At 39.2% G+C, this 13,320-nt stretch carries 11 protein-coding genes, 1 other RNA gene and 2 CRISPR repeat arrays (1 of these 14 running past the window's edge); of the genes, 4 read left to right on the top strand and 8 right to left on the bottom strand.

Features of this window, described 5'->3' with window-relative positions:
• Window positions 1-24 precede the first annotated feature (24 nt).
• Together D7029_RS13190 and D7029_RS13195 are read left to right on the top strand one after the other, a co-directional pair.
• Window positions 25-675, top strand: a complete 651-nt coding sequence (locus D7029_RS13190; protein ID WP_194950891.1) for a bifunctional 4-hydroxy-2-oxoglutarate aldolase/2-dehydro-3-deoxy-phosphogluconate aldolase — start codon at window positions 25-27, stop codon at window positions 673-675.
• 142 nt (window positions 676-817) lie between these two features.
• On the top strand, window positions 818-1,270 hold the full coding sequence (locus D7029_RS13195; protein ID WP_194950892.1) for a YhcH/YjgK/YiaL family protein: 453 nt from the start codon (window positions 818-820) through the stop codon (window positions 1,268-1,270).
• A gap of 107 nt (window positions 1,271-1,377) precedes the next feature.
• Here D7029_RS13195 and D7029_RS13200 read toward each other — a convergent pair whose 3' ends face one another.
• Both D7029_RS13200 and D7029_RS13205 read right to left on the bottom strand, forming a co-directional pair.
• Window positions 1,378-1,674 (bottom strand): RnfH family protein, encoded by a 297-nt coding sequence (locus tag D7029_RS13200; protein ID WP_375804068.1) that lies wholly within the window; start codon window positions 1,672-1,674, stop codon window positions 1,378-1,380.
• Window positions 1,664-2,098: an SRPBCC family protein gene (locus D7029_RS13205; protein WP_006533588.1), complete on the bottom strand. Its 435-nt coding sequence runs from the start codon at window positions 2,096-2,098 to the stop codon at window positions 1,664-1,666. Before D7029_RS13205 ends, D7029_RS13200 begins: the two co-directional genes overlap by 11 nt.
• A 156-nt stretch (window positions 2,099-2,254) precedes the next feature.
• On the opposite strand from D7029_RS13205, the gene smpB reads away from it, so the two are divergent.
• Both smpB and ssrA read left to right on the top strand, forming a co-directional pair.
• On the top strand, window positions 2,255-2,737 hold the full coding sequence (gene smpB, locus D7029_RS13210; RefSeq protein ID WP_088495016.1) for an SsrA-binding protein SmpB: 483 nt from the start codon (window positions 2,255-2,257) through the stop codon (window positions 2,735-2,737).
• A gap of 59 nt (window positions 2,738-2,796) precedes the next feature.
• Window positions 2,797-3,163: a transfer-messenger RNA gene (gene ssrA, locus D7029_RS13215) on the top strand.
• Between the two features lie 152 nt (window positions 3,164-3,315).
• A CRISPR array of direct repeats spans window positions 3,316-3,943; the repeat unit is 28 nt; unit sequence TTTCTAAGCTGCCTATGAGGCAGTGAAC.
• Window positions 3,944-4,094: 151 nt separating this feature from the next.
• On the opposite strand, the gene cas6f is transcribed toward ssrA, so the two are convergent.
• Genes cas6f through cas1f form a run of 6 tightly spaced genes read right to left on the bottom strand, consistent with a single transcriptional unit; the run spans window position 4,095 to window position 12,477 of the window.
• A complete protein-coding gene (cas6f, locus tag D7029_RS13220; protein ID WP_194950893.1) occupies window positions 4,095-4,739 on the bottom strand; it encodes a type I-F CRISPR-associated endoribonuclease Cas6/Csy4 in 645 nt (214 codons plus the stop codon).
• A gap of 9 nt (window positions 4,740-4,748) precedes the next feature.
• Window positions 4,749-5,732, bottom strand: a complete 984-nt coding sequence (gene csy3, locus D7029_RS13225; RefSeq protein WP_194950894.1) for a type I-F CRISPR-associated protein Csy3 — start codon at window positions 5,730-5,732, stop codon at window positions 4,749-4,751.
• A gap of 18 nt (window positions 5,733-5,750) precedes the next feature.
• The gene (gene csy2, locus D7029_RS13230) at window positions 5,751-6,743 is read right to left on the bottom strand and encodes a type I-F CRISPR-associated protein Csy2 (RefSeq protein WP_194950895.1); all 993 of its coding nucleotides are present in this window, start codon (window positions 6,741-6,743) and stop codon (window positions 5,751-5,753) included.
• Window positions 6,740-8,089 carry a type I-F CRISPR-associated protein Csy1 gene (gene csy1 / locus D7029_RS13235; RefSeq protein WP_194950896.1) on the bottom strand — a complete coding sequence of 450 codons (1,350 nt, stop codon included), beginning with the start codon at window positions 8,087-8,089 and terminating at the stop codon, window positions 6,740-6,742. The genes csy2 and csy1 overlap by 4 nt, the downstream gene beginning before the upstream one ends.
• 9 nt (window positions 8,090-8,098) lie before the next feature.
• On the bottom strand, window positions 8,099-11,506 hold the full coding sequence (gene cas3f, locus D7029_RS13240) for a type I-F CRISPR-associated helicase Cas3f (protein WP_194950897.1): 3,408 nt from the start codon (window positions 11,504-11,506) through the stop codon (window positions 8,099-8,101).
• On the bottom strand, window positions 11,503-12,477 hold the full coding sequence (gene cas1f / locus D7029_RS13245) for a type I-F CRISPR-associated endonuclease Cas1f (protein ID WP_194950898.1): 975 nt from the start codon (window positions 12,475-12,477) through the stop codon (window positions 11,503-11,505). The genes cas3f and cas1f overlap by 4 nt, the downstream gene beginning before the upstream one ends.
• A 204-nt stretch (window positions 12,478-12,681) precedes the next feature.
• A CRISPR array of direct repeats spans window positions 12,682-13,320; the repeat unit is 28 nt; unit sequence TTTCTAAGCTGCCTATGCGGCAGTGAAC (it continues 1,490 nt past the right edge of the window).

Consider the following 13,320-nt stretch of genomic DNA (forward strand, 5'->3'; position numbering starts at 1 on the left):
TATTTTTAAAGAAAAGAGGTTAAAATGATTAAGCAGCGCGTTATTCAAGCTATAGATGAAACAGGGATGATTGCAATTATTCGAGGATATTCATCTGATGAAATTTTACCAATAGCGCAAGCTTTATATGAAGGTGGTGTGCGAGTCATTGAAGTGACTTGCAATAGCAGTAATTACTTAGAAAGTATTTCTCGTTTAAGTAAAGCTCTTGGCGATAAAATGTGGATTGGAGCAGGAACAGTCATTAATCCAATAATGGCTCAGTTAGTTATTGATGCTGGAGCTACTTTCGTTTTAGCACCCGATTTTAATCCTGAAGTTGTTAAAATAGTTCATGAAAAACAACGCCTAATGATCCCAGCTGTCGTAACGCCTTCTGAAATGTTACAAGCTTATCGTATGGGTATTGATTTATTAAAACTATTCCCAGCAAATGGATTGGGAGTCGATTATCTAAAAGAAATTATGGGGCCTTTAAATGAACTCGCAATTATTCCAGTAGGTGGAATATCACTACATAATGCAGCCGAATTCGCCGCTGCAGGTGCAATTGCTGTTGGTGTTGGTAGTGAACTTGTTAGAAAAGATCTTATTGCATCAGGCGAATGGGATAAATTAAGCGAGCATACCGCTTATTTTATGAAAACATTTAAAGACGGTAAGAATAAAGCTTAATAGAAAATAACTAACCTTTAAATTCAGTGCTAAGTTAGATTAATGAAATAACTTTTTATTATTTCAATGGTATTTTATTGCCTAAATTAGCACTAATTAAAATTTACCATTTACTAGATAATTTATTTTTCTAAGGTTTCTTATGATTATTGGAAATATAAGCAAAATTAAAAACTTAAATAAAATACTTTTTAATATTTTAAGCGAAAATTCATTATCAATGGAGTCATTAAAATTAGCTAATACAGGAACATATAGACCAGAAAACAAAGATTGGTTTTATATGATAACCTCAGAGAAACCAGGAAAACCAGAAGAAAAAATCGCAGAATTTCACCATAAATATATTGATATACAGATGGTGATTAGTGGATGTGAAGATATTTATTATAGTCTCAATGAAATTGATAAAATGGATATTATTGAAAAAGGTCCAGATCTTTTTTTCTTACCTAATCATGATAACAACCAAAAAGTGACTTTATTTGAAGGTGATTTTGCTGTTTTCTTTCCTAGTGAAGTACATAAACCAATGTGTATAGGTGCAAAAACATCTGATGTAATTAAAAAAGTCGTTGTAAAGATACCCGTTTAAACATCTGGATCAGATAAAAGTCCTCGCTCAATTTTGCAAGGACTTAATCTTTATCTTCCATATAATCTCAGAAATGGTCTCAAACAGGGCGCGTTTTATATAATATATCAATCCGCTTTTTGTCGTGCCTTTTCAGCACGTTTACGACGCATTTCTTTAGGATCAGCAATTAAAGGTCGATAAATTTCAATTCTATCGCCATCTCGCACATTATCGCTTAATTTTGTTGGCCGACTATAAATACCCACTTTATTTTTGGTCAAATCAATATCATTACAAATCGTTAAGATATTCGAAGCAATAATGGCTTGTTCAACCGTGTCCCCTAACGTTAGTTCAACAGGGATAAGATACTGCTTATCGGGTAACGCATAGGTTACCTCTACCCATATTTTAGTCACGATAGATCTCTTTCGCTCTGTGAGTAAACGCCTGAACCATATTGTTCGTTAAATCTTTAAAAATACGTCCAAAAGCCAACTCAATTAATTTATTAGTGAACTCAAAGTCTAGCTGAAATTCTATCTTACACGCATTATCATCAAGTGCGGTAAACACCCATCCCCCAGTTAATTTACGAAAGGGACCATCAACAAGACGCATATCAACACGCTCATTAGTCTTTAAAAAGTTATGGGTAGTAAATGTTTTACTAATTCCCGCTTTAGAGACATTTATTGATGCAATCATTTCTTCTGGTGTGCTTTTGATCAGTTTACTTCCAACGCATCCTGGTAGAAAATCAGGATAAGTAAGAACATCATTAACCAGTTTAAACATTTGCTCTGTGCTAAAAGGGACAAGAGCAGATCGACTAATCTGAGGCATAGTTATTCCTGTACGACAACACTGTGTGTGATCATATCATTGAACAGTGACTAATTAAAAATCTAATGGAATATAGCTTAAGTTTTATGCAATTGAAAAGAAAACAGTCGGTTAAATGATTTCTTTCTATTGCTCATACAGTATAATGTGGACATTATGACAAAGAAAAAATCACACAAACCTGGTTCTGCGACCATTGCGTTAAACAAACGTGCTCGCCATGAATATTTCATCGAAGATGAGATAGAAGCGGGCTTGGCGCTCCAAGGCTGGGAAGTTAAATCACTGCGTGCCGGTAAAGCAAACATCAGTGATAGCTATGTTATCATGCGTGATGGCGAAGCTTATCTTTTTGGTGCAACCATTACTCCTTTAAATGTTGCATCAAGCCATGTCGTTTGTGACCCGACTCGTACCCGTAAACTATTATTAAAGCAACGCGAATTAGATTCACTTTACGGTCAAATCAACCGTGATGGTTACACCGTTGTTGCTCTTTCTCTTTATTGGAAAAACGCTTGGTGCAAAATCAAAATTGGCGTTGCAAAGGGTAAGAAAGATCACGATAAACGCGATACCATTAAAGATCGTGAGTGGAAATTAGACAAAGCACGTATCATGAAAAATGCTAACCGCTAAATTGCGTTAAGTACTAGCAATTACAAGTATTTTTCTGATATACTCGCTTTCAACAACTTGGGGCTGATTCTGGATTCGACGGGATTTGCGAAACCCAAGGTGCATGCCGAGGGGCGGTTGGCCTCGTAAAAAGCCGCAAAAAAGATAGTCGCAAACGACAATCAGTACGAAGCACTAGCAGCTTAATAACCTGCTTAGAGCCCTCTCTCCCTAGCTTCCGCTCTTAAGACGGGGATCAAGAGAGGTCAAACCCAAAAGAGATCGCGTGGAGACCTAGCTTGGGGTCAAAGCGTTAAACTTAATCAAGCTAGCTTATTCATGGCGCGTCTGTCCGCAGTGGGTAAGTGAAATTAAAGATGGACTAAGCATGTAGTACCGAGGATGTAGAAATTTCGGACGCGGGTTCAACTCCCGCCAGCTCCACCAAAATTCTCCATCGGTGATTACCAGAGTCATCCGATGAAGTCCTAAGAGCCCGTACAGCGCAAGCCCTGCGGGCTTTTTTGTGTCTGCAATTTGTCCCGCGCAGTCTGATGTCACCTAATTAAATCCAATCATCTTAAGCACCTGTTACCGAATTTCTAAGCTGCCTATGAGGCAGTGAACTGGAATTATCCCCATGCCTAGGGAGACAGTGATTTCTAAGCTGCCTATGAGGCAGTGAACAGAAAGCCGATAAAAGCATGACGCTAGATACTTTTCTAAGCTGCCTATGAGGCAGTGAACAAATCAACATTCCTTCATCGTCATTGCACATATTTCTAAGCTGCCTATGAGGCAGTGAACTGGATCTAACTCCAATACGTCAAAATTAAAACTTTCTAAGCTGCCTATGAGGCAGTGAACTGGGGGATTTGCTATGATGACTATTTTGATGCTTTCTAAGCTGCCTATGAGGCAGTGAACGTAACTTTCTTAAAATGGTTCCTGCTCTTGCGTTTCTAAGCTGCCTATGAGGCAGTGAACTATTTTGATGCGGGAAGTGGTTTTGACGTCTATTTCTAAGCTGCCTATGAGGCAGTGAACACACTAACCATTCAGGCATTCATTATGGATATTTTCTAAGCTGCCTATGAGGCAGTGAACCAATGGGCGCTGCTGCCGCTGCCGCATCTATGTTTCTAAGCTGCCTATGAGGCAGTGAACTTCTTATCTCGTGGTTTTGAAGATGAACGCAATTTCTAAGCTGCCTATGAGGCAGTGAACTTTAGCATTATCACGAAAAAACAAGCTACAGCAAGGCGTTAGCAAGGTTTAACCTTTTTTACCTTATTAAAAACGCCTGCATATAGCTTGTTGTTTTTATTGTGATTTTTAAAGAGCAAAAAATAAAGGGTTTCACCATTGAATACTTAGGCTAAAACCAAGGTACAAAAGTCTGCTTCCCTTTTTCTTTTTGACTCAAACCGTAACAAGAAAATGTGTTGATATTGCCCAATTGCGAATTTGACTTATCGCATTGAATAAAAAGCATAAACTTATGACGTAACTGAGGTTCAGTAGATGTTGATAAACTTTGCACATTAATATATGGCAATTTACTTTCACCCGATTTTTGCTCAATTGATGCCAAAAGTTCCGCCCGCATAATATCTTCATCAACTCCATGTTTTTGTGCTAAGTAGGAAGTTCGGCGTTCCAGTTGCTTTAAGCGATGCTGTTGAGATTTAGGATTATGGCGCGTAAAACAGGCATATTCCCTAACATCATTTGGTACTGCTTTCACAGGTTCAATACGTACGTAATCACTCAATCGCAGCAACCATTTCGCCACATCTAAACGCGAAAGTGATACTTCGTTTTCTGTGAATAAACGCAATTGATCCCCTAATGGAAAAGTTTTATCTCCATAAGCAGGAAAACTCAGTCCAACTTCTGATACGTTCGTGCCTAACTTATGCTCTACCAACATCAAATGTATTTGTTGATACACTTTCTCCCAAATAAAGCCTAACGAAATCTCAGTTGCAGGAAGTAGTGTTATATCTTGATAATACTTCATTTCCCACCCTTATTCACCAAAGACACCACCACGGATCAGCATCGCCATAATGTAATGTCGTTGCTCTATTGTTGGAATTTGGTCTTTCAACATCCAACCATCCAGCAATTTATAAAAGTCCATTTTCTCTTTAGGTTGACGATAAGCCGCACCTCGATTTGTGACAGAGCCATAGGGCTCAATCGCAATTGGACCGACTTCTTCAACGGCTAAGTGCCAAGTATCAATGGTTCGAAGCGCATTACCGATTTTTTGCGAGTGCATTGCCGCTTGTCCACCTAACTGATAGAGAAACTTGCTCTTATCACCTTTTCCTCCCCCCATCACTAGTTCTTGAGATGGAAATACTGGCTGACCCTCACCAAGCTGCGAGTAAGCAGTGATATTCAAAAACATGGCTTCACCCTGCAAGCCTTGTTGGATCAACTCAGCCAATTCATCCACTTGCTCATTGCTTTTAAATTCATGCAATTTGTAATCATAGCTATTAAATGTAAACACCCTACCTGCTGCATTTACATCTACTCTCACATTTTTTGCACCTACTCGGTTACGCCATAAAAACCGACCGTTAGCAATGTTTATCGCATAACGTTGCGCCAATTCTTTAAACTTAGTTTCGGCTTGGTAGGCATGAATTTTTTCTGCTAAGGCTTGTTGATAATCTGGAGAGTTACAGGTAGATGGTATATCCAAACCACCCAATATTCGTAATGAGAAAACAACTTTTAATGTATCTGTATGATGAGATAACGCAGCTGTATCTATTGTTTGTATGTTTGCTTTCGCTACCTCTGCATCTAATTTTACAGGGTCATTGGCCAAAGCGGATTTAAGGCGATTAGAAATGGTGCCTCGAACTGATTTTTCACCAATCATAATCGCTGACCATTCATCTTGACCCCAATTACCCGCAAGCATTAATGCATCAGATGGGATCAATTTAGCCTCAAAAGCGAGTACGGACGGAGTTTCTAGTTTCTTATTAGCCATTATTTCAATCCTTTTAAATTATATAAAATCAGGGTCAAAGCCAGTTAATTCAGCATTTTCTTCAATCGTATCAGGTTCAGGAATATCTTCTTGAACCGCTAATCCTTTTGCCAAATACCACGGATACTCGTAGTGATAACGCCAGATACCTTGCTGGATATTGACTAAGCGATGCACACTGAGCCATTCACCAACAGAGTAAGCACTTTCAGCGAAAGTAGCTGGAATAGAAGTATCCCTAACATTAGCGACTTGACCTGGAGCGTAACATTCTGAAATGGCACAATAGCCCGTAGAAATGGGTACCAAATATCCGCTGTTAGGCTTCGATTGATACTCCCAATTTGCTTTTCGTTTGCTCTCTCCATTGTCAGTAAGGTCTTCACCTTCTTGTGGGATTGCCTTGTATTTCAGTGTAGCGAAATCACACCATGCATCCATTAAGGTGCTAGACGCATTTTGTTGTTGTAAATGCTGAAAATGTGCAGCTAAATAATCACAGCGATCAACCAGTACAAAACCGGGCATTAATCGGCGTAATGCGTGTTGTTGCTCTTTTTCGCTGGTTAACAGTTGAATGCTTTCAATATTCGTTATCTGCCCCCCAGCAAGTCGCATCGCTGGAGCTAATCTTCTTATATTTGATAATAAGTTTTGTTCAGCTTGCCTATCCCCACCAACAACGCCATCAACTTCAATTAATAATGAAATTTGCATCCACATACGCCCTTCTTCATTAATTGGAGCAGTATTACCTTGTGGTGTCAGAGGATTACGCGTTAATGCAAATACATAGTCTCCCTTTCCACTAGGTCGACGCACATGAACATCATTTTTATGACTAATAATGACAACGCCCCCTAAACTCACAGGCAGTGTTGGCGATAATTTACGTGATAAAGCATGAGCAAAACCTAAGAAGTTGGTCACGGCAGGAAAGCCATACGTCAATCCAGCAATAGCATTAACATTTTGTACATCCATTTTTTTTAATAATAGATAATGCTTCATGCGTTATTCTCCTCGAATGTCACAGAGATGCGTTCGAAGGTACGCAGTTCGTTTAAACATAGTTTTTTAAAATAACGATGCTCAACATCCCCCAGTACATACACTTGTTTATTTTCTAATTTACGTAACAACCAATGTGAAAAATCATTGGCAACAATTTCCAGCCAATCGCCTTGTTCTCTTTCACGTTGAAATGCAAGATCAGGGTTATCAATATCTAATAGCAATTGATGAGCACGCTTCATTTTGCACTCTGGAGAATTAGTCCACCCTGAACTATTAGGAATCGATTGAATTTCAGCGACAAGATTCAACAAAGTATCTATTAATGGCTTAACATAGTGATAGTCACGTTGATAACGCGTTTTAAAGTTGCGATCTTTCTCTGTTAAGCCTGCTAAAAACGCCTTAAATTCACGAATCAAAGCGTTAGTTTGGAACGAGAATGGTTGATTAAAAATAGATAGACTGTGTAAAGGTGGCTTTGTTTGCGCTTGATATGTAGGCGATCCACAATTGAGTAAGAAGCCCTGCCCATGACGTTCACTGTTTAACTGAGAAATATTTTGAGGTTTTGAACCACCAAACATCTGCACTGCGGTTTCAGGGAAATATACATTCAATCGCTCGTCATATAGCCCTTTCTTGTAGGCATCACGGATCTCTTTTGAATCGCCATATCGAGACTGCCGAATTTTAAAATATAACTCATGAGATAATGCTGAAGGATAAAGCGGACACAACAAATGGTACTCTTCTTTCTCGTTGTTACTTGGGAAATAGACCTGTTTACTTAACGTATGAGCTGAGATATTTTCGTCATAAAGCGCTTGCTTAAATCCATTTTTCCATAAATCTAATAAATCTTGATCATCAGTAAAACATTTAAGCGCATTGATATGATTAGCCTTTAACTGATCGATTAATGATTCTCCTTTCACTTCGATCTTTAAAAGCGTTGCAACATTTAAAACTGCAGCATTTCCAATAAAATCAATACTCTTGTTCGGAATATGTTGAGTAACGAGATACCGGCTATTGAGTATTTCAAACTTATCCAAATATATTCCACTCGCCTTAGCATCACCATTTAGATATTTCGGCGCATGTGTAGCAATAGTGATTTGCTTTGCTAATTTAGCTTTACTTGATAACCAATTTTTAAATTCAAACTCTAATTCTATCGGTGCAGCATTGTCACAATATTCTGTTTTCGCCTGTGCAATTTCAACAGGATCGCTACTTTTCTCTAATGTTCTATTGAGTTTTTTTTGCAGTGGTTCTAACTTCTCCTGCTTTCGCTGTTCTATATATTCCGCGATCGCGGCACTTAATGTTCCGTCCATTCGCTTTCCTTAGTTATTTTCTTGTTGAAACACACCGAGTTGGTTATGCCATACCCACTCAATGGTTTGATCTTCTTTTTCTGCTCGTAGCTGTATTTCACCTAATCGATCACTGGTTCTTGTTAATGATTGACCAAGTTGTTTAGCAAACTGCTCATATATATGGATAGGTGATGCATCAAACCACCATTGGCATCCCTCAGCTAATTTCATCTCAATCATCTGAAAACGCGATGATTTAGGTACGTACTGGTAAGGCTTACTGGTAGTGTCTAATTGACTCCACTCTAATTGCCCATCGTCATCACACCGTAAAACAAAGGCTTCCTGTCTTTCTGATTTGCGAAACTCTGTTTGTTGAATAAACTCCGCATTCCAACTTGCATACAAACCGACTCCATCCGCCCACCAACGGTTAGCTTCTTTACCGCTATAATAAAATTCTGGCTTTGATATGGACTCCAACGCAAATCTCAATGCACGATGTTCTTGCACTAAGAAGTTTTGCACTGGATAAGCACTTTGCCCCAGCGTTTTGGGATCGAATAAAAAATCTTTACCATCTAGCTTGTACTTATCTGTGGGTTCTTTAACGCGCGTGATCGCCGAAATATGTTGTAATTCTGTACCTAGAAGTTGAGTAATATCATGTGTAGATAACGGCAATGCCTTACTTTCAAAACCAGGCTGGCAATACGCCACTGGCTCTCCTTTAAGCGCTCGAATATTTTTATTGAGTACAATCAGATTGGATTGAGTTGGAACTTGTTGTCGATGACGTTGAATTCGCCCTGCTAACTGAATTAATGAGCGCATTGAGCTCGGTTCTGCAATTGCCCAGTCATAATCATGGTCACGCCCAACTTCAACCACAGATGTACCCAACACCACAAATATGATGTTCTGTTCTGATGATTTATCTAACACCTGCATAATTTCTGGTTGTTGCCATAATGCATCGGGTGCGTGACGTTCTAACAGTCGATCTAACTTGTGCTCTTTGTTCGAGCGCATTGCCAATGGGAATTGAGAATGGTAAACACAGTAGCAAATCCGGTATCCATCCTGTGGCGATAATTGGGTTAATGCTGTAGCTACTGCAACCATAGGATTGATGTTCGCCATACGGATCACCCCTAACGACACACGTTTACCACAAGGTGACTCAATACTATGAACTTGATGTAATTGATGAATTTGTTGATGAAAAGTCTTGGCTACGCTTTGATAAATTACTTGTTGGCACGCTGTTCGACTCAAAGAGTCTGTTAATTGTGTCTCTTCAACATGAATAATTGAGCCTTGACGAAGTGGCTTATCGTTTTTACTCAGTTCAGTAACTCGTTTATCAACAAACTGCCGATGTGTGGTGACAAAATCCCTAAGTTGAGAAATTTCTTGTGTTTGTGTAGTGAATTCATCAATCCAAGCGCACCAAATTGGCAGTTCATTTTGCTGTACGAATTGCGCTTTATTAAAATGTTCACGCCCAGTTTTATAAGCATCGAATAAGTTTTTAATCAAAGATGGTGGTAATGTTGCTGATGATAACAACACACGCGACCCAAGCATTCCCGCCCAGTTCACCAAACGACATAGTGCAGGCATATCTTCTAAGCCAAAATCATCCGGCTCATCAAGCACTAAATCGGATGTAAGTAATCGAAGCATTGGTGCGATTTGTTTACCACCTGATTGGCTTTCTGTCGCTGGCATTAAGTGATCAATTGTACTGACTAAAACCGGCGCACTGACTAGTTGTTCAAGTTTCGGACTCGCGCTCAACCAGTGTTTTAATCGGCCATCATATATTTGCCCTTCATAGCTAACAAATAGTTGCTCAAACCAATCCTCAGAGGATTCACTACCGTGGTTTAATTCTGAGCTATTGAGTTCATGCAGGGCTTTTACTGCTTGTGAACCAATTAGCACAGCTAATTCATCATCGCCCAATTTGAGTAAATCACGATATGCATCACCCGTTTGTAACGTTAATGTACGTAACCCTAATGCAACAGAAAAACGACAGCCTTCTCGTTCATCGGCTAAACCGTACATAATGCGTGCATTAGCAATAGTTTTACCACACCCAGTAGACGCCATATTAACGCCGAAAAAACCCTGATTTTCAGTTGCTTTGCTAATAGCTTTAGCCTGTTTATACGCTTTATCCTGCCAGTAGTATTTTTCAATTCCTGAACTTTTCGAAAAGAGCCTATGTTGTGCAATCGCTGGTAGAGTGTATTTTAAAACGGGTAAGTTGCTTGCAAAACGCTGAGCGTTAACTGAAACACCAATATTGTGTTCATCTAATTGCTGTTTCGGTACAGTACTTGTACCTTGGGCTGATTGCCGATCAGTATTTGCAATAGCGCCATAATCAGGATCACGCCAAACAAATTGACCTTCATCCAAATGAAGAGAAGAGTAGTAATGATCCGCCAACATAAGTGATAAACGTGCCATATGACTGACAAATCGCTGTTCAAACCAAGAAATGTAGCTATTTACAAGTAATGGCGTATTCAGTGCGCGAACTGCTAATTTTGCAGCTTTTCTCCGCCAAGTATGGCTTAAAAATGGCGTTCCACTGGGGAATGACCAATTGTCTTTTTGCGCTTGCTGAGAATATTTAGACATATCCAGTGCATTAGGGGAATTCCAATGGCAATCAAAACAATGGGAGAGCCATAAATTCATGTCAGAAATATTAACTGGCTTATTCGGATCATTATTTTTAGGCAAACGGTGATGTGACACCACCAACCACGCAATAAGTTTGGCAAATGGCGCTAAATCAGAAAATGGGTTTTGGTGCTTATTAGGAGCATCAATAAAGATTGTTTGTGTCAGTTGAGTATTACAGACTTTTGCAACCTTTTCATCGGTTAACTCGGCAAGCTGCTTTATCCAATCCTGGTCTGATTTTCCTTTAGTAAAAGCTTCAAACAAACGAAGTGAGATCCATTCATGTCGATAAGGCTCACCTTTCGATTGTGTTTTCCCTTGTAACTTTTTTTGAAATAGCGCGTTAGATTTACCAATGTCATGAAATAAACCCGCTAATGCGCTGGCTAGTACTATTATTTCGTTTAAATACCAGCCAGACTCCCACTCTCGATGTTCAAGATTAAGTGAAGTTCGGTTAACAGGAACGACACCTTCAAAATTAAATTTAGAACGATTGCCCACTACCCAAAGTAGCTGACTACGTGAACGGCTTCGGATCCAATGACAGCTTACCGCAGTGCTTCGACTCGCCGTTTTTCTTAGCATTTTTTTGACTGTTTGCAGTCCATCTTCAGTGATTAATGTTTGCCAAGTGTTGTTACCGATTCGGTCAGCAAAAGCATCTAAAACACGGCGAGTTTTCTTGAGAGCTTTCTTTTCGCACTCAGAAACAAAAGTCACCATCATGGCTCTGAACCTCCGTTCTCAACAGAAGGTTCATTCAAGGCAATCGCTTTAATTGTATTAAACATAAACTCCATCGATTTATGCTCAATAAAAGCCTGTAACACTTGCTGACGAAACTCTTGTTCGGTGGCGTTTTCTTTAGCGCATACAAATGCCCACGGCAAAATAACTGCATCTTTGATTAAATCTGCAACATCAAACACTAATGCTCCACGACGGGTTTTACCATGCATGACAGCAAAGCCATGTGGAATACCAAGTACCCATAAGCAACTGGCGGCTAAACCATAAGCTAAATAATTACCATGATTCAAAAAATCATTAGCTAAGGTTGTGGAATCGTGCTGACGAGTAAAGTTTTTAAGGCTGGTATTGTTAGCTGCGTACTTATAAAGAACTTTTGTCAATTGCGCTTCCGTGAGTAGTAAATCTGAGCTTTTACTTGCTTTATCAGTGCGTTCATAAAAAGTGGATAATGCTTGTTGTATCAGTTCATCCTTAAAAATAAATCCTTGGCTTTTTAATTCTCGATCTTTTGACCATACTGTTTGTAAATATCCAATCCGAGCTCTTTGAAATTGCTTAGCAACTTCGAGTCGTTTTTCATCATCAAACCAAAAAGAAAGCCAGCCTTGTAGATATTCAGTCGGACGATACTCACTTTGCGGAGTAAACCACTCCACCTCAGTCGCCATATGCAGTGGTGTACCGCCTCCACCACAAAAACCTACTAATACACCGGCTTGTGAAAGCATACGCATTGCGGCTTGAGTAATTGATGTCCCATTACCAAGTAATAAAACGGTAGTGTTAGCAATAGGAATATTGAAGTAGAGATTCTCTTTTTTCGACTCTGTGAGATATAAAACACGACCATCTTTTTGCATCACTCGGCAGTATTCCAAGTAATACATATTGGCCCTTTTAGAATGAAGAATGGTTTTCAAATCGGAGGGGGATAAATCTTCCATTACTTTAGCCTCTTTTAGTCACCTCCAAACAATATCAATTAAGGAGTAAGCATGACATGAGCAAATTGCATATATGTGAACTATTAAGGAAAATTTAATTATCAAAAACGCCAAATAGCTATTTCTAAATACAATAAGGAAGGAATATAGAAGCGAAATATGTTTTAGTGACTACAGCGAAAGGTTTAAATATATTAAATAAATTCTCTAAGCTACCTATGTGGTAGTGAACGTTAAGCGTTATACAACAGAAATTATTATAAATTTCTAAGCTGCCTATGCGGCAGTGAACGTATTCGCTCATAATCTTCACGTTTCCACTTTTTTCTAAGCTGCCTACGCGGCAGTGAACATAATCATATCTTCATTAGCACTTTCTGGAATTTTTCTAAGCTGCTTACGCGACAGTGAACTTTACCCGCTATATCAACTGATTTTTTATCATTTTCTAAGCTACCTATGAGGCAGTGAACTCTTCTTGTTTCTTACGTGAACGCTTAGGCTTTTTCTAAGCTGCCTATGTGGCAGTGAACGAACCGTCAGGGTCATTACCTTCAGAGTTACCTTTCTAAGCTGCCTATGCGGCAGTGAACTAAAGTAGGTATTAATGGTGTTTCCGGGTTAATTTCTAAGCTGCCTATGCGGCAGTGAACGATTTTCAAGCGATTGAAAGTGTGCGTGTGGTTTTCTAAGCTGCCTATGCGGCAGTGAACTGCGTTTTACGTGGTGAATGATTTTATTTCGTTTTCTAAGCTGCCTATGCGGCAGTGAACGGGATGCGTTAAGACAGCTATCAATCTACACATTTCTAAGCTGCCTATGCGGCAGTGAACGTGCGTATCT

Origin of the sequence: Proteus vulgaris, assembly GCF_016647575.1 — a bacterium.
Taxonomy (GTDB): domain Bacteria; phylum Pseudomonadota; class Gammaproteobacteria; order Enterobacterales; family Enterobacteriaceae; genus Proteus; species Proteus mirabilis_B.